General features: G+C 61.3%; 18 protein-coding genes and 1 riboswitch. Of the genes, 11 read left to right on the top strand and 7 right to left on the bottom strand.

The features are described 5' to 3' along the window. The first annotated feature begins 29 nt into the window (after positions 1 to 29). The 8 genes from FHT79_RS26070 to FHT79_RS26035 all read left to right on the top strand — a co-directional run bounded on the left by FHT79_RS26070 (position 30) and on the right by FHT79_RS26035 (position 8,084). Complete coding sequence (locus tag FHT79_RS26070; protein WP_132574272.1) at positions 30 to 2,246, top strand: primosomal protein N'; 2,217 nt, start codon at positions 30 to 32, stop codon at positions 2,244 to 2,246. A gap of 78 nt (positions 2,247 to 2,324) precedes the next feature. Then, entirely contained in the window at positions 2,325 to 2,714 is a 390-nt protein-coding gene (locus FHT79_RS26065; protein WP_132574270.1) for a DUF4345 domain-containing protein, read from the top strand. Between the two features lie 255 nt (positions 2,715 to 2,969). Continuing rightward, a complete protein-coding gene (locus tag FHT79_RS26060; RefSeq protein ID WP_132574538.1) occupies positions 2,970 to 3,536 on the top strand; it encodes a F0F1 ATP synthase subunit delta in 567 nt (188 codons plus the stop codon). Further along, complete coding sequence (gene atpA, locus FHT79_RS26055) at positions 3,536 to 5,065, top strand: F0F1 ATP synthase subunit alpha (protein ID WP_028755843.1); 1,530 nt, start codon at positions 3,536 to 3,538, stop codon at positions 5,063 to 5,065. The genes FHT79_RS26060 and atpA overlap by 1 nt, the downstream gene beginning before the upstream one ends. Positions 5,066 to 5,093: 28 nt before the next feature. After that, on the top strand, positions 5,094 to 5,978 hold the full coding sequence (locus tag FHT79_RS26050) for a F0F1 ATP synthase subunit gamma (RefSeq protein WP_028755842.1): 885 nt from the start codon (positions 5,094 to 5,096) through the stop codon (positions 5,976 to 5,978). A 23-nt stretch (positions 5,979 to 6,001) separates the two neighbouring features. Beyond that, entirely contained in the window at positions 6,002 to 7,438 is a 1,437-nt protein-coding gene (atpD, locus tag FHT79_RS26045) for a F0F1 ATP synthase subunit beta (protein WP_028755841.1), read from the top strand. Beyond that, positions 7,438 to 7,677 (top strand): hypothetical protein, encoded by a 240-nt coding sequence (locus FHT79_RS26040; RefSeq protein ID WP_183904461.1) that lies wholly within the window; start codon positions 7,438 to 7,440, stop codon positions 7,675 to 7,677. The genes atpD and FHT79_RS26040 overlap by 1 nt, the downstream gene beginning before the upstream one ends. Continuing rightward, complete coding sequence (locus tag FHT79_RS26035) at positions 7,677 to 8,084, top strand: F0F1 ATP synthase subunit epsilon (RefSeq protein WP_132574266.1); 408 nt, start codon at positions 7,677 to 7,679, stop codon at positions 8,082 to 8,084. The genes FHT79_RS26040 and FHT79_RS26035 overlap by 1 nt, the downstream gene beginning before the upstream one ends. Positions 8,085 to 8,229: 145 nt before the next feature. Here the strand turns inward: FHT79_RS26035 and FHT79_RS26030 are convergent, their stop codons facing one another. From FHT79_RS26030 to FHT79_RS26000, 7 genes are all read right to left on the bottom strand, one after another. Further along, a complete protein-coding gene (locus tag FHT79_RS26030; RefSeq protein ID WP_047615544.1) occupies positions 8,230 to 8,967 on the bottom strand; it encodes a sugar transferase in 738 nt (245 codons plus the stop codon). 167 nt (positions 8,968 to 9,134) lie between these two features. Next, the gene (locus FHT79_RS26025) at positions 9,135 to 10,355 is read right to left on the bottom strand and encodes an acyltransferase (RefSeq protein ID WP_183904460.1); all 1,221 of its coding nucleotides are present in this window, start codon (positions 10,353 to 10,355) and stop codon (positions 9,135 to 9,137) included. A 224-nt stretch (positions 10,356 to 10,579) separates the two neighbouring features. Then, a complete protein-coding gene (locus FHT79_RS26020) occupies positions 10,580 to 11,590 on the bottom strand; it encodes an ABC transporter substrate-binding protein (protein WP_183904459.1) in 1,011 nt (336 codons plus the stop codon). A gap of 80 nt (positions 11,591 to 11,670) precedes the next feature. After that, a complete protein-coding gene (locus tag FHT79_RS26015) occupies positions 11,671 to 12,471 on the bottom strand; it encodes an ABC transporter ATP-binding protein (protein ID WP_028755835.1) in 801 nt (266 codons plus the stop codon). Further along, positions 12,468 to 13,274, bottom strand: coding sequence for an ABC transporter permease (locus FHT79_RS26010; RefSeq protein ID WP_047615999.1), 807 nt, complete (start codon positions 13,272 to 13,274; stop codon positions 12,468 to 12,470). The genes FHT79_RS26015 and FHT79_RS26010 overlap by 4 nt, the downstream gene beginning before the upstream one ends. Positions 13,275 to 13,364: 90 nt before the next feature. Continuing rightward, a complete protein-coding gene (locus FHT79_RS26005; protein ID WP_028755833.1) occupies positions 13,365 to 13,997 on the bottom strand; it encodes a YkoF family thiamine/hydroxymethylpyrimidine-binding protein in 633 nt (210 codons plus the stop codon). Beyond that, positions 13,988 to 14,101, bottom strand: a riboswitch (TPP riboswitch). Its footprint overlaps the gene before it by 10 nt. A 188-nt stretch (positions 14,102 to 14,289) precedes the next feature. Further along, positions 14,290 to 14,865: an NAD(P)H-dependent oxidoreductase gene (locus tag FHT79_RS26000; protein WP_028755832.1), complete on the bottom strand. Its 576-nt coding sequence runs from the start codon at positions 14,863 to 14,865 to the stop codon at positions 14,290 to 14,292. 83 nt (positions 14,866 to 14,948) lie between these two features. On the opposite strand from FHT79_RS26000, the gene soxR reads away from it, so the two are divergent. From soxR to FHT79_RS25985, 3 genes are all read left to right on the top strand, one after another. Then, a complete protein-coding gene (gene soxR, locus FHT79_RS25995; RefSeq protein WP_132574260.1) occupies positions 14,949 to 15,413 on the top strand; it encodes a redox-sensitive transcriptional activator SoxR in 465 nt (154 codons plus the stop codon). Between the two features lie 79 nt (positions 15,414 to 15,492). Next, complete coding sequence (locus tag FHT79_RS25990; RefSeq protein WP_183904458.1) at positions 15,493 to 16,317, top strand: SDR family oxidoreductase; 825 nt, start codon at positions 15,493 to 15,495, stop codon at positions 16,315 to 16,317. 102 nt (positions 16,318 to 16,419) lie between these two features. Beyond that, complete coding sequence (locus FHT79_RS25985; RefSeq protein WP_028756030.1) at positions 16,420 to 16,761, top strand: metalloregulator ArsR/SmtB family transcription factor; 342 nt, start codon at positions 16,420 to 16,422, stop codon at positions 16,759 to 16,761. Positions 16,762 to 16,822 lie beyond the last annotated feature (61 nt).

Here is a 16,822-nt window from a genome sequence, read left to right as displayed (position 1 = left end):
CCATCGATTTGCGGGCATGGTCTCGCCCGATGAGCACAGATTCGTCCGATCTCTTTGGCGCGCTTTTCGAGGCACCGCCCGCGAACCGAACGGTTCCGGTGCTGGTGCCGATGCCGGCGCCAAAGCCCTATTCCTATTCGGTGCCGGATGGCATGGCGGTCGAGCCCGGCTCGGTCGTGCAGGTGCCGCTCGGCCCGCGGCAGGTGATCGGCGTCGTCTGGGACGGCGGCGAGGACGGCGTCGATCCGAAGAAGCTTCGGCCGATCAGCCATGTCTTCGATTGCCCGCCGCTTTCCAAAGAGATGCGGGATTTCATCGATTGGGTGGCCACCTATACGCTCTCGCCGCCCGGCCTCGTCGCGCGCATGGCGCTGCGGGCGCCGAACGCCTTCGAGCCGGAACCGATGGTGGAGGGGTTGAAGTTCGTCGGCGGCGACCCGGGGCGGATGACGCCGGCGCGCGCGCGGGTGCTCGACACGGCCTCCGACGGCTTTTCCTGGACGCGCAGCGGCCTGGCGCATGCGGCGGGCGTTTCGACGAGCGTCGTCGATGGGCTGATCACGCTCGGCATCTTCGAGACGATATTTTTGCCGCCGCCGCCGGTGGTGGCGATGCCGGATCCGGATTTTGCCGCAGCCCGTCTCGAAGGACCCCAGAAGCAGGCGGCCGAGGAGATCGTTTCCGACGTCCGCAAGGGCGAGTTTTCGGTGTCGCTGATCGACGGGGTGACCGGCTCCGGCAAGACGGAGGTCTATTTCGAGGCGATTGCCGAGACGCTGAAACGCGGCAAGCAGGTGCTGATCCTGCTGCCGGAGATCGCGCTGACGGCAAGTTTCATGGAGCGCTTCCAGGATCGTTTCGGGGCAAAGCCGGCCGAATGGCATTCCGATCTGGCGCCGCGCATGCGCGAAAAGGTCTGGCGCCAGGCGGTGACCGGCGAAGTGCGCGTGGTGGCGGGCGCCCGCTCGGCGCTCTTCCTGCCCTTCGAGGATCTCGGCCTGATCATCGTCGACGAGGAACACGATCCCGCCTACAAGCAGGAGGATCGCGTCTTCTACAATGCCCGCGACATGGCCGTCGTGCGCGGCCGCATCGGTGATTTTCCCGTCATTCTGGTGTCGGCGACGCCGTCGGTCGAAAGCCAGGTCAACGGGCAGAGCGGCCGCTACAGCACCGTTCACCTGCCGACGCGTTTCGGCGATGCGGCGCTGCCGGACCTGCATCTCATCGATATGCGCCGGCATGCGCCGGAACGGGGCGGCTTCCTGTCGCCGGTGCTGATCCGGGCGATCGGCAAGACGGTGGAGAAGCGCGAACAGGCACTGCTCTTTCTCAACCGGCGCGGTTATGCGCCGCTGACGCTCTGCCGGGTCTGCGGTCACCGGTTCCAGTGCCCGCAATGTTCGAGCTGGCTGGTGGAGCATCGCTTCCGCAAACAGCTGCAATGCCATCAATGCGGCCATGCCGAGCGCACGCCGGAAGCGTGCCCGGAATGCGGTACGCTCGACCATCTCGTCGCCTGCGGGCCGGGAGTCGAGCGCATCGCCGAGGAGGTGGAGCGGCATTTCCCGGAGGCGCGGACGATCGTTCTCTCCTCGGATATCATGGGCGGGGTGAAGCGGCTACGGCTGGAGCTGGATGCGATCGCCAAGGGCGAGGCCGATATCGTCATCGGCACCCAGCTCGTCGCCAAGGGGCATAATTTTCCGCTGATGACACTGGTCGGCATCGTCGATGCCGATCTCGGCCTTGCCAATGGCGACCCGCGCGCGGCCGAGCGCACCTTCCAGCTTTTGTCGCAGGTGACCGGCCGGGCCGGGCGCACCGGCCTCAAGAGCCATGGGTTGCTGCAGACCTATCAGCCGCAGCATCCGGTCATGCAGGCGATCGTATCAGGTGATTCCGAGGCTTTCTACGAGCGCGAGATCACCGAACGCGAACGCGCCGTATTGCCGCCCTTCGGCAGGCTCGCCTCGATCATCGTTTCGGCCGAAACCCGCCACGACGCCGAAAATCATGCGCGCGGCATGCGCAATGCCGCGCCGCAAGTGTCAGGCATCTCGGTCCTCGGCCCGGCCGAAGCGCCGCTCGCGCTGGTGCGCGGCCGCCACCGCTTCCGCCTGCTGGTGCACGGGCGGCGGAACTCCGACATGCAGGGGTTCCTGCGGGCGATGCTGTCGCAAGCGCCCAAGGAGCGCGGATCGGTGCAGGTGCAGCTGGATATCGATCCGCAGAGTTTTCTCTAAAACAGAACGCCGGCATTTCCTCCCTTTTCGGCGCATGCCATAAGACACTGATTCATCCGGGTGATTTGGGGCTGACGCATGGAGTTTTATTTTCCGACCGAGCTTGGCGAGCGGCTTGCCTTCTGCTCCGCCGCATTCACGGCGCTCGCCGGCTTCATCATGATGTTCGCGCCCGGCTATGCTTTCCGGCTTCTCGGCCTGCAGGCGCAGGAAGGGCGGCCGGAAGGCTTCGGCGAAGGACGCTCGATGGGCGGCTTCTATCTCGGCTTCGGACTGTCGGCGATCATGCTCGCCCAGGACTGGATCTACATGGCGCTCGGTGCCTCCTTCGCCATGGCTGCCTTTGCCCGGATCATCTCGATCCTGTCCGATAAGGGGAGTAATGTCGTCAACTATTTACTCCTGGTTGTGCAGATCGCTTTGGCCGCGTTACCACTGCTCTACGTTTTCGGCTTCGTCCAGACGTAACTCTTGCTGCCGGCAGACGGCTTCCGTGGCCTGCTTTCAGGCCATTGCGCAATTTTGCGGACAGAAATTCATGTGAAAGGCGTATTCGGGCATTACGCGTGTTGCGAGTCCGAACATCCTATGTTAGACGGACCCCGAATTTCGGAAGAAGCAAGAGGCTTCTCTTGTGATTTCTGGGGGAAATCAAAACGAATTCAAGATCATAGGTTCGGCGCCCGCCGAGAGCCGGATTTTGGGTTGAAATCAGGGAAATTTGTGCCAGTGGCAGACACGTCCCAGCTTACTTCTGGCGTTGCCGAGCGCTATGCCTCGTCGCTTTTCGAACTGGCGCTCGAGCAGGGCGCCGTGGACAGCGTAACCGCAGATCTTGACCGTTTCCAGGCGATGCTGGATGAGAGCGCCGATCTGAAGCGCTTCGTCGTCAGCCCGGTTTTCTCCGCCGACGACCAGCTGAAGGCGATCGGCGCCATCAGCGAGAAGGCTGGCATCAGCGGTTTCTTCGCCAATTTCCTGAAGGTCGTGGCGCGCAATCGCCGCCTGTTCGCCCTGCCGGGCATGATCAAGGCCTTCCGCATCATCGCCGCGAACCATCGCGGTGAAATCTCTGCCGAGGTCACCTCGGCGCATGCGCTTTCACAAGCGCAGGAAACCGAATTGAAGGTGGCACTCAAGAGCGTTACCGGCAAAGACGTGACGATTGCCGTCACGGTTGATCCGTCAATTCTTGGTGGTCTGATCGTGAAGGTCGGGTCCCGTCAGATTGATACGTCTCTTCGTACCAAACTCTCTACCCTTAAGCTCGCATTGAAAGAGGTTGGCTGATGGATATCCGCGCCGCGGAAATTTCCGCAATTCTCAAAGACCAGATTAAAAATTTCGGCAAAGAGGCAGAAGTCTCGGAAGTCGGCCAGGTTCTCTCCGTCGGTGACGGTATCGCTCGTGTCTATGGTCTGGACAATGTCCAGGCCGGTGAAATGGTCGAGTTCCCGGGCGGCATCCGCGGCATGGCGCTGAACCTTGAAGCCGACAATGTCGGCGTCGTCATCTTCGGCGCCGACCGCGACATCAAGGAAGGTGACACCGTCAAGCGAACTGGCGCCATCGTCGACGTTCCGATCGGCCCTGAGCTGCTCGGCCGCGTGGTCGACGCGCTCGGTAATCCGATCGACGGCAAGGGCCCGATCAACGCGACGCGCCGTTCGCGCGTCGACATCAAGGCTCCCGGCATCATTCCGCGCAAGTCGGTTCACGAGCCGATGTCGACCGGCCTCAAGGCCATCGACGCGCTGATCCCGGTCGGCCGCGGTCAGCGCGAGCTTGTTATCGGTGACCGCCAGACCGGCAAGACCGCGATCCTTCTCGATGCCTTCCTCAACCAGAAGGCTATTCACGACAACGGTCCGGAAGGCGAGAAGCTTTATTGCGTCTACGTCGCTGTCGGCCAGAAGCGTTCGACCGTCGCGCAGTTCGTCAAGGTGCTCGAAGAGCGCGGCGCGCTCAAGTACTCGATCATCGTCGCCGCCACCGCGTCCGATCCGGCGCCGATGCAGTTCCTGGCTCCGTTTGCCGGTTGCGCCATGGGCGAATACTTCCGTGACAACGGCATGCATGCGCTGATCGGCTACGACGACCTGTCCAAGCAGGCCGTGTCCTACCGCCAGATGTCGCTGCTGCTGCGCCGCCCGCCGGGCCGCGAAGCCTATCCGGGCGACGTTTTCTACCTGCACTCGCGCCTGCTCGAGCGCGCTGCGAAGATGAACGACGACAAGGGCGCCGGTTCGCTGACCGCTCTGCCGGTTATCGAAACGCAGGGCAACGACGTATCGGCCTTCATTCCGACCAACGTGATCTCGATCACCGACGGTCAGATCTTCCTTGAAACCGACCTGTTCTACCAGGGTATCCGCCCGGCCGTGAACGTCGGTCTGTCGGTTTCCCGCGTCGGCTCTGCGGCACAGATCAAGGCGATGAAGCAGGTAGCCGGCTCGATCAAGGGCGAACTCGCCCAGTATCGCGAAATGGCCGCCTTCGCCCAGTTCGGTTCGGACCTCGACGCTGCGACGCAGCGCCTGCTGAACCGCGGCGCACGCCTGACCGAACTCCTGAAGCAGCCGCAGTTCTCGCCGCTGAAGACGGAAGAGCAGGTCGCTGTGATCTTTGCAGGCGTCAACGGCTATCTCGACAAGCTGCCGGTCGCTTCGGTCGGCAAGTTCGAGCAGGGCTTCCTCTCATATCTGCGTTCGGAAGGCTCCGCCATCCTCGACGCGATCCGCACGGAAAAGGCAATCAGCGACGATACCAGGGGCAAGCTTACCGCTGCTCTCGATAGCTTCGCAAAGTCTTTCTCGTAATCGGGCCCTAAGTTAGGACGGATAACGGATGCCTTCACTTAAGGATCTGAAAAACCGGATCGCCTCCGTCAAGGCGACGCAGAAGATCACCAAGGCGATGAAAATGGTCGCCGCGGCGAAGCTTCGGCGCGCGCAGGAGGCGGCCGAGGCCGCTCGGCCATATTCGGAGCGCATGGGTGCAGTTCTGGCGAATATCGCCAAGGCTGTCACCGACGCCGATGGCGCGCCGGCGCTGATGACCGGCACCGGCAAGGACCAGGTTCATCTGCTGGTGGTGTGCACGGCCGAACGCGGTCTTTGCGGCGGTTTCAACTCGCAGATTGCGCGCTTCGCGCGCGAACATGTGCGCAAGCTGGTTGCCGAGGGCAAGACGGTGAAAATCTTCACCGTCGGCAAGAAGGGTTACGACATCCTTCGCCGCGAATTCGCTTCGCTGATCATCGAGCGCAAGGAATTGCGGGACGTCAAGCGGGTCGGCTTCGAGAATGCGGATCAGATCGGTAAACGCCTTATCGAGATGTATGCTGCCGGCGAATTCGACGTCTGCACGCTGTTTTATTCCGAGTTCAAGTCGGTGATCAGCCAGATTCCGACGGCGCAGCAGCTCATCCCGGCTTCAACGGGAGCTGTGCAGGCCGAAGATGCCGCCCATGCAGGCGCTGTCTACGAATACGAGCCGGATCCGGCATCGATCCTTGAAGATCTGATCCCGCGCAACATCTCCGTCCAGGTCTTCCGCGCGCTTCTTGAGAACGTCGCGGGTGAAATGGGCGCCAAGATGAGCGCGATGGACAATGCGACGCGTAATGCCGGTGAGATGATCAATAAGCTGACGCTGAGCTACAACCGCCAGCGTCAGGCGCAGATCACCAAGGAACTCATTGAAATCATTTCGGGCGCGGAAGCGCTCTGAGGCTAGGAAAAGAGGGTCAGAAAATGGCTGAGGCAGCTACCCCCAAGATCGGCTCTGTCGGCAGAGTCACCCAGGTTATCGGCGCCGTCGTCGACGTTGCTTTCGAAGGCGAACTGCCGAAGATCCTGAACGCGCTGGAAACCAGCAACAACGGCAACCGCCTGGTTCTCGAAGTTGCGCAGCACCTTGGCGAAAACGTCGTCCGTACCATCGCGATGGATTCGAGCGACGGTCTCGTGCGCGGCCAGGAAGTCGCCGATACCGGCGCTCCGATCATGGTTCCGGTTGGCAACGAGACGCTCGGCCGCATCATGAACGTCATCGGCGAGCCGGTCGACGAAGCCGGTCCGCTGGTCACCGCTCACAAGCGCGCCATCCACCAGGATGCGCCGTCCTATGTCGAGCAGTCGACGGAATCGCAGATTCTCGTCACTGGCATCAAGGTCGTTGACCTTCTCGCTCCCTATGCACGCGGCGGCAAGATCGGCCTCTTCGGCGGCGCTGGCGTCGGCAAGACCGTTTTGATCATGGAACTGATCAACAACGTCGCCAAGGCGCATGGTGGTTATTCGGTTTTTGCGGGCGTCGGTGAACGCACCCGCGAAGGCAACGACCTCTACCACGAAATGATCGAATCGAACGTCAACAAGCATGGCGGCGGCGAAGGTTCGAAGGCCGCGCTGGTTTACGGCCAGATGAACGAGCCGCCGGGCGCCCGCGCCCGCGTCGCCCTGACCGGCCTGACGGTCGCTGAACATTTCCGCGACCAGGGCCAGGACGTTCTGTTCTTCGTCGACAACATCTTCCGCTTCACGCAGGCAGGTTCCGAAGTGTCGGCTCTGCTCGGCCGCATTCCGTCGGCCGTCGGCTATCAGCCGACGCTCGCAACCGACATGGGCCAGATGCAGGAGCGCATCACCACGACGACGACCGGCTCGATTACCTCGGTCCAGGCCATTTACGTCCCGGCCGACGACTTGACCGACCCGGCTCCGGCAACCTCGTTCGCGCACCTTGACGCAACGACGGTTCTGTCGCGCTCGATCGCCGAAAAGGGCATCTATCCGGCCGTCGATCCGCTCGACTCCACCTCGCGCATGCTCGACCCGCTGGTCGTCGGCGAAGAGCATTACGAAGTCGCCCGCAAGGTCCAGTCGACGCTGCAGCGTTACAAGGCCCTGCAGGACATCATCGCGATCCTTGGCATGGACGAACTGTCCGAAGAGGACAAGATCGCGGTTGCCCGGGCCCGCAAGATCGAGCGTTTCCTGTCGCAGCCGTTCTTCGTCGCCGAAGTCTTCACCGGCTCGCCGGGCAAGCTCGTTGCTCTCGAAGATACGATCAAGGGCTTCAAGGGCCTCGTTAACGGCGAATATGATCACCTGCCGGAATCTGCCTTCTATATGGTCGGATCGATGGAAGAAGCGGTCGAAAAGGCCAAGAAGCTCACAGCTGCTTAATGAGCGACGAGCTAGACGAGATATTCTGCTGCGACTCCCTGAAAGGGGTCGTGGTGGATCTTCCGGAACCAGCCGCGCCGACTATCTATCGCGCCGATAACGGCGTGCTGATGATGGTGGTGGGTCTGGTCCAGAGTGAGGAAGGCCTCGGTTATCTCGACCAAGCGATAATGCACTGCCCGTTCTGCGGGACTAAATTGCAAGATGCGAAAGCCATAGCCGAGAAGGTAAGTCACTGATGGCTGACAATTTCAACTTTGAGCTCGTTTCGCCGGAGCGTCTGCTGTTGTCGGAGATGGTGACCGAGGTCGTCATTCCCGCGACTGAAGGCGAGATGACGGTCATGGCGAATCATGCGCCGACGATGACGACGATCAAGCCGGGTGTCGTGAGCGTGCGTTCGGCCTCCGGCAAGAAGCAGGACTATGTGGTGTTCGGCGGTTTTGCCGATATCCTGCCGACCGGCTGCACTCTGCTCGCCGAATCCGCGGTTCCGGTTGAGGAGCTGCACAAGGACGAGCTGACCCGCCGCATCGAGGCCGCTCGCAAGGAACTCGAAGATACCGAGCTGCACGAGCACAAATCGAAGCTCGAACATTTCATCATGGAACTGACGCATCTGAGCGGCATCGTCCAACAGGATTGATCGCCATCGACTGCGACGATCAAAGGCGGCTGCAACAGCCGCCTTTTTTGTGCCTGTTCAGCTGTCGGGATAGGGCGGGCGGCTTGAAATGAAGAAGCGGCCCGGTGGGGCCGCTTTGCCGATTTACCGAGTGGCCGGCTTCGGCTCAGAAGCCGGTGCCGCCGCGCAGCTCGATGGCAATTGTCTTGAACAATATCTTCAAGTCGAGCAGCAGGCTGAAATTCCTGACATAATAGATATCGCAGGCAATGCGGGCGCGGGCTTCCAGCCGTCGCGCCGTCGGGCCGCGCCAGCCGCGCGTCTGCGCAAGACCGGTGATGCCGGGGCGCATGATGTGGCGGTGATGATAGTCCGGCACCAGTTCTTCGTAGAGCCGGCCGGCTGCCCGCATATTGATGGCATGGCAGCGCGGGCCGACCAGCGACATGTCGCCCCTGAGGACATTGAAGAGCTGGGGCAGCTCGTCGATATTAGTCTTGCGGAGCACCGCGCCGATGCCGGTCACTCGGCTGTCACCCTTGACGGTCTGTTGAACGCCGCTGGGATCACAAGCTTCCGCGCGCATCGATCGGAATTTGAAGATCGTGATCTTCCGGCCGTTCAGCCCCCAGCGGATTTGGCGGAAAAACACCGGACCGCCATCATCGAGTTTGATGAAAAGAGCGATTGCCAGAAAAATCGGCGCCAGCACGACGAGGGCGCTGAGTGAGGCGACGATGTCGATCAACCGCTTCACGCTCAGTCGCACAGCCATTTTTCTTTCGACAGGGGAAAAGCTATCCGGCTGGCGAATATTGGAGTTCGCGATAACCAGGGTCTTGGTTTTGTCCTGACGCTGAGACGGATCGAAGCGTGAATTCGTCTTCGAAGTAAAAGCATTCATTACGCAAGGTCCACAAGTTTAGATGCGATACTGAACAGCAAGGAGACAGATACATGGTCACGTATCGTTTGTCATCGGTATAAATAAGAATTCCGTAACCCTAAAGACACCAAAAATGGGAGTATTTCGCGTTAACCTTAATGCCTGTAGTTGCGCTATCCGGAAACTTATACTTTGAAAGGAGTAGCCCGATTGGATTGGCGAGCTGTCAGCCGGTTTCCGAAATCGATCGCCGGTTTCTCCAGCAGATGGTAGCTGAGGCTTGCTACCAGAAGGATAAGCGCTGCCGCCAGTCCGCAAGACTGCAGCCAGCCGGCCACAACATTTTCCGAGGAAGCGCCGAACGAGCCCGGGTCGTGCTTCTGGATCAATAGCAGGATGATCTCCTGCCAGATATAGATGCCGAAGGAGATCTTCGCGACGTAGCGGACAGGCGCGTTGTCGAGCAGCCTGCCCAACAGTTGCGAATGGCTGAGCGAAACGAGGGCCGCCCCGACCGCCAGCGGGAAGACCGGAAAGCCATAGGGGATTTCGAGCCAGCCGTAACCCTCGGCGGAGCCGCCGGGCGAAATCACGAGGCGGTAGCCGGCAATGGCGAGAGCGAGAAGCGCTGCGGCATCGAACCAGGAAGAGCGTCTTCGTGGGAGCATGGTCTCGAGGCCGGCGGCGAGCGCACCGAGCGCGAAGACGGCGAAGAAGCCGATCGGATTATATCTCGGCATCCATTCCTTCGCCCCACCCTGCAGGCCGTACTGCCAACCGCGTCCGATGTCGTCGAGCGGAAACAGGGTGAGGATCAGCAGATGGGCCAGGAGTACGCCTGTGATGACGCATAGCCAGGCGAAGCGCGCAAGCAGCGGGCGTTGTCTCAGGATGAGCAAACGAAACAGCAGGAGAAAGCCGACCGGCAGGAGCACATAGCTGGTGACCTCGAAGGGAATGGACCAGAGCGGCCCGTCGGCTTCGACAGGAAAGAAGGTGCGCCAGTGCCACTGGCTCATGAACAGCAGCCCGGAGACATAGCGGAGCGCAAGCTCCGGTGTCAGCGGCAGGGCAAGCAGCGTCAGGCTGAGGGCGAAGCTGATGGTGGCGGCAACCCAGAAGCCCGGAGCGATGCGCGCTGCCCTGCGGATCGTGTAATGCCGCAGGCTCGGCAGGTTGCTGCCCGTGTCGAGCGCGCGCCAGAAGGGATGGGCAAGAAGAAAGCCGCTGAGCACAAAGAACACGGCAACGCCGAAATTGCCGAAGCGGAGGATATGTGCGGTCGGTCCGAGTTCGTCGGGGATTCTGCGCATATCCAGCCGCAGCGCGAAGTGGTGGGCAAGCACCAGCAGACAGGCCGTCGCGCGCAGAAAGTCCGCTCCGGCCAGTCTCTCCTGTTGTCGCATCCTATCCCCCGCCTTGCCTAGCGCATCGGCCCGAAAATCGGAATCGATTTTCGGAAAGCACGATGCGTAAATTCTAAGTGTTAGAGCGTCCTTTGCGCATCCGAAAGGAGGCGCGGCGCTCTAAAGCATGATGCCGAAAAGTGTGAGCGGTTTTCGCACGACATCAAGCTCCGGGTCTCGGACTTTGCAGCGGAAAGCCGCGACGGGCAAGGCAGGCGTTGGGCTCAGTCGAGAAGTTCGTTGGTATAATAGGTGGAAAAGTCCGGCTTCTCCTTGAGTGCGGCGCCATTGGCGTCGACGAGAATCCTATTCTCGAGCAGGAAGCCGCCGAGGGCTTCGGCCTTTGCCGGATCGAGCTTACCGATCACGCCGGCCTCGGATTTCAGGAAGTGCCCCTCGATCAATGCCTTCTGAGACGCCTTTACCAGTTCCGTATTCATCAGTGCGCCATTGCTTCCAGAGATCAGCAGATCGCAGGCTTCGTCGGGATGGTCGACGGAATAGGCATAACCCTGGCGCGTGGCCTGGATGAAGGCGCGGGCGTGTTCCCCGTTTGCCGAGAGATAGGCGTCGCTGGAGACGATGACCGTCGTCTGCTCGTCGGGAATGCCATAATCGGAATAGTGGAAGCGGCCGATCTTCCGGTTTTCCAGTTCGGCGGCGATGCCTTCCCAGGTGTAGATCTCCAGCGTGAAATCGATCGAGCCATTGTCCAGCGCCTCGTAAGCGGAGGTGCCGAGGGTGACGGTCTTGACGTCGCCCTTGCCGCCGTCATTGCGGATCATTGCGGAGATCAGCGCGCTCTCCCAGGTGCCGCCAAAGCCGCCATAGGTCTTGCCGTCGAGGTCTTTCGGGCTCTTGATGTCGTCGCGTCCGCCCTTGAAGATCAGGCGTGCGGTTTCTGTCTGGACGACGCCGTAGACCATCTTCACGTCACCGCCGCCGGCGCGCTGCGTGAGGGTCTCGATCTCACTGCTGATGCCGAAATCGGCAACGCCGTTCGACACCAGTGTTCCGGCGCTGGTATCGGTGAAGGGAAGGATCTCGACATCGAGTCCGGCATCGGCGTAGAAGCCCTTCGCCTTGGCGACATAGATGCCGATATGGTTGGTGTTGGGCGTCCAGTCGAGCGCGATGCGAACCTTTGCGGGCGCCGATTGGGCGAAGGCGGTGCGGCCGGCGAGGCTTGCCGCGATGGCGGCGAAAATCGTCTGGCGGCGGGTGAGAAGCAGCATGGTGACCTCCTCAGGTCTCTAGAGCATGATGCCGAAAAGTGTCGGCGGTTTCGGACGACATCATGCTCTAACTCTTTAAATTAGAACAGGGATTCAGACTTTGGGCCGACCGGCCTAAAATCATCCTGTTCTTGCGGATGAAGCAGGGTTTGCAGGATTTCGGTTTCGATCGCCTGGGCCGCCGGCGAGCCGAGGTCGGCGATGCTTCTCGGACGGGGCAGGGGAACGCGGAATTCGCGGATGATACGCGCCGGACGGGCCGAAAGCACGTAGATCCGGTCGGAGAGGAACACGGCCTCGCGAACGTCATGGGTGATCAGTAGCGCCGTCCAGCGGTGCTCGGTCCACATGCCCTGCAGCCATTCCTGGATCTGCGTCCGCGTCAGCGCGTCGAGCGCGCCGAAGGGCTCGTCGAGCAGCAGCATGTCTTGCGTCTGGACGACGGTGCGCAGCAGTGCGGCGCGCTGGCGCATGCCGCCGGATAGTTCGGAAGGATAGTGGTGTTCGAAGCCGGAAAGGCCAAAGCTCTCGAACAAAGGCGCGACGGCGGCGCGGGCCGCGCGGCGGCTCATGCCTTTCACCTCGAGGCCGAGTGCCGCATTGTCGATGATCCGGCGCCAGGGCATCAGCGCATCGCGCTGCGGCATGAAGGCGAAGGAATGCGGTGCCTGTTCCAGCGGCACGCCGTTAAAAAGCATGGTGCCGGAATCGGGTCGAAGCGCCTGTGTCAGCAGCCGCAGCACCGTCGATTTTCCGGAGCCGGACGGTCCGACGATCGAAACGAACTCGCCGTCTGCGACGGTGAGCGAAATGTCGCCCAGCACCTTCATGCCGTCGAAGGACTTCGAGATACTACCGAGTTCAACCATTGTATCGCTCATCGGCGCCGCTCCCCGGTTGGCTGCCAGGGCATGACGAGGCGCTGGATCAACAGCGTCAGCCCGAAGAGGCCGAGCGTGAGCACGGCGCTGACGACGACGGCGGCGAGCACGAGATCGGGACGGAAATTGTTCTTGGCGTTGAGGATATAGATGCCGAGGCCGCGGGCGGCGCCGGCATATTCGGCAAAAATCGCGCCAACGACGGCATAGGTGATCGAGATTCTGAGGCCGGCGAAGAAATAGGGCAGCGAGGAGGGAAGCCGGGCCAGGCAGAAAATCCGCCAGCGACTCGCCTTCATCGAATTCAGCAATTCGGCGATGTCGCGGTCGGTCGATTCATAGCCCTGCAGCAGGGCGACGAGCAGCGGAAAGAAGGTGACGAGCGCCACCAGCAACACTTTCGGCAGCAGGCCGAAGCCGAACCAGAGGACGACGAGGGGCGCGATCGCCACCAGCGGCAGGGTCTGGCTGGCGATGAAGATCGGCAGCAATGCCCGGCGCATGAAGGGCACGAAATCCATGAGGATGGAGGCTGCGAAGGCGAAAGCAAGCGACAGCGCGAAACCTCCAAGCGTCGCGCCGAGCGTCGGCCAGGTGTTTGATATCAGCGCCTCGCGGTTCAGCCAGCCCTGGATGACGATGCGCGACGGCGCCGGCAGGATGGAGGGCTTGATCCCGGAAAGATCGACATAGAGTTCCCATGCCGCCAAAAAGGCGCAGCCGGCGAGCAGGGCAGGTATGCCCCGGTAGAGAGCGGCGCGGAGCGCGGCAAGGCGCGAACCCAGTGGTGGTAGCGGTGTCATCGGCGTTCGATTTCAGGCTTTCGTCGGGCACTGCATAATTCCTTAAATCGGAATCGATTTAAGGATAAAATTATGCAGCAATTTAAAGTGTTACAGCGTCCTTTGCGCGTCTGAAAAGACGCGCGGCGCTGTATTGGCTGACACCGTGATATCGAGGGTCACATGCCCCTCGGGGTCGCCGAAGCGATAGAAGGCCTCACGAATGGTTGCGAAGACGGCGCCGGCATCGCCAGAAAGCCTGGTGCAGAAATTCTTGGCGCGGTCGAAGGTGCCGGAGCGTTTGAGAAAGTCGATGCAGCCATAGATCTCGTCCATATGGGTGCCGGTTCCCATGACGTAGAGCGAGAATTGGGCAGCGGTCGGCTGTCCGGTCTCGGCGGTGATTTCAACGGCGGCAAGGGCGGCCGCTATACGGTCAGCAAGCGGCTCTGCCTGGCCGGAGGAGGGGTTGACGCCGCAGATGGCCTCGTCGGGCTCACCGGGGCAGCCGCGTGAGACGGCGGCGGACAGGACGCAATGTTCGCCGGTCTTCGCGGCTGTGACGAAAAGATCGTGCATGGCGGCGAAAAGAATGTCAGGCGGGCCGACCAGCAGCGTAGAGATGTCATCGGTCTCGATGCGCAGCCGGTCGCGATAGGGATCGAGCGCCTTGACGGCATCGAGAATGATGCCGACGAAATCGCCGGACATCGGATAGAGTGACACTTGTGCGCCTGAAAACATCTGAACCTCGCTCCGCTGGCATTACCCAGATCAGCTTTGAAGGGTCCAGAGGCTTGCACCTCACATCTCAGCCCCGGCAATACGGAGCTCCCCCGTTAATGGCGCGGAAACTATCACCGGGGTTTTCTCCCCGCAACTGCAAAGTTGCGAACCCGTCCATGCGATCGGGATGAGCCTGCCATGCCCGGTATCGGCTGATATGCCTTACTGTTGAGAACACCCGGACGGAGGTCCTGCCCGGGTGTCCCTCGAGGTTCCGTACCTGCCGGGAACGGAACCGGAGCTTGCTGACTCAGGCGGCGATGTCGGCATAGGGGCAATCGCTGCGGGCAGTGACGAGCGCCCGTGTCCACCATTCCAGCCTTGCCATCATCCGGTCGAGCAGACGCATCGCGTCGGTGGGATTGTCGAGCCGTCCCTCGGTGTCGAAGCGGTTCCAAGGTGCTGTAAAGCTCACCGAATCGCGGATCGTGACCGCGTGGAGTTCGGCAAAGACGAGGCGCAGCTGTTCGACGGCGCGCAGGCCGCCCGATATGCCGCCATAGGAAACGAAGGCGACAGGTTTGCCCTGCCAGGGCTCGAAGAAGAAATCGATGATCGACTTCAGGGAGGCCGTGAAGCTGTGATTGTATTCCGGGGTGACGATGATGAAGGCGTCGGCCATGCCAAGCCGCCCGGCGAGCCTGTCGATTTCGGGGTGTGCCATGTCACGGCTTACCGGCAGCGCGAAATCGAGCGGGTCGATGATGTCGATATCAAATTGCGGGAAGCGGACGAGCTCCTGCGTCAGCCATTTGACCACCCGGTCGCAGATGCGGCCCTCTCTCGTGCTGCCATAGATGACCGCCAGCCTGGTGGGTGTTTTCATGCGTTGCTCCTTGTCGCGATTGGACTTTACGATTATCGAAGCACGGGTTATAAAACCTCAACTAATATTGAGGTCAAGAGCCGATGGATACGATTCCTGCAACGCCGCTCGGCAGACTTCTGACGGTTGGCGAAGTGGCGGAGCGCAGCGGCCTTGCCGTCTCGGCGCTGCATTTCTACGAGACCAAGGGGCTGATCTCGAGCATCCGGTCCCGCGGCAACCAGCGGCGATACGGCCGTGACGTGCTGCGCCGGCTTGGCATCATCAAGGTGGCGCAGCGTGTCGGCATTCCGCTTTCGGAAATCCAGGCGGCGTTCGAGTCGCTGCCGCAAGGACGCACGCCCACCGTCGCCGACTGGCAGGTGCTGTCGGCGCGCTGGAAGGATGATCTCGACACGCGAATCAGGCGGCTGAGCCTGCTGCGCGACCGTCTGACCGGCTGCATCGGCTGCGGCTGCCTGTCGATCGAAAGCTGTCCGTTGCGCAATCCCTGCGATCGGCTCGGCAAAGAGGGGTCGGGTGCGCGGCTTCTGGAGACCGAAAGCTAGAGGCCTTCCCCAGAGGGGGACTTGGCCGGGTCTCCCGGGAAAGATCGGTACCTGCCTTTCTTTCGGTCGGCGCGCTCATATGTTAAGGGCGAGTGACGCAACCGGCGGCACTGTCCGCGAGGAGGACGGCTTCGTGTTTCATCCCAGACTGTTCGAAAATCGCAATGTCGTCGTGACCGGCGCCGGCCGCGGCATCGGCCTCGAAGTGGCCCGGCAGTTCCTGGACTGCGGCGCAAAAGTGATCGTCCATACCGGGCGCAAGCCGGGACGCGAGCTGCCGGATTTCCTGCTGACGGCTGAATCCGAAAGACGGGCGCTGCTGCTGCACGCCGATTTCTCGGCGGCCGGTGGGGCGGCGCAATTTGCCGAAGACGTTCTCGCCTTCTTCGACAGTGTGCATGTGCTGGTGAACAATGCCGGCACCATGCTTGGCCGGTTTCCCGCTGCCACGCTCACCGACGCAGAATATGAGGCGATCGTGCGGCTCAACCAGACATCGGTGGTGGCGCTGACACGTGCGCTGCTGCCGGCATTAAAGGCGGCTGAAGGCGCCGCCGTCGTCAACACGGTTTCGATTTCGGCGCTGACCGGCGGCAGCCCCGGTTCCTCGATCTATTCGGCCTCGAAAGCGTTCGTTGCGACCTATTCCAAGGCGCTTGCCCGTGAGCTCGCACCGGATGGAATCCGGGTCAATTGCGTGTCACCGGGAACGATCGAGACGGATTTCCATGAGCGCTATTCCTCCCGCGAAAAGCTGGAGCAGACAAGAAAATCCATCCCCCTGCAAAGGCTCGGCACGGCGGAGGATTGCGCTCCCGCCTATCTGTTCCTGGCGGCTCCCTCCCTCTCGGGCTACATCACCGGCCAGGTGATAGAGATCAATGGCGGTCAGCTTATCTGCTGATTTGCTTGGACCTTTTTTGGCATTTCGTCATTTTGGCCAATTCGCTTGTGCGAATATGCTATTGTACTGATCTACCTCATCGCCTCCCTTCCGAGATACCGCATGCCGTTGCCCAAACCCAAGCCGGGGATGACCGGCCAGGAATTGCACACACTCGCTGCAAAAGCCCATGAAGCGAGCGACCTGCTGAAAGCGCTGGCGCACCAGACCCGACTTCTCATCCTCTGCATATTGGCGAATGAGGAGCGGACGGTCAGTGAAATCGAACATATTCTGGGCATACAGCAGGCAATGGTCTCGCAGCAGCTGGCGCGCTTGAGGCTCGAAGGCCTGGTCAATACGCGCCGTCAGGGCAGGCTGGTCTATTACAGCATCGGCAATGTCAGCGTGCTCGCCTTCCTCGAATCGCTGTTCGAGCTTTTTCCGATTGCAGAAAACTGTTAGCGACCGCCCTTGCGGAGCACGGCTGCTATGTCGAAGATAGGCCCGGACGCGAAATGGCGCG

Source organism: Rhizobium sp. BK212, assembly GCF_014197475.1.
GTDB lineage: Bacteria > Pseudomonadota > Alphaproteobacteria > Rhizobiales > Rhizobiaceae > Rhizobium > Rhizobium anhuiense.
This window is presented reverse-complemented; position numbering and strand designations above follow the sequence as displayed.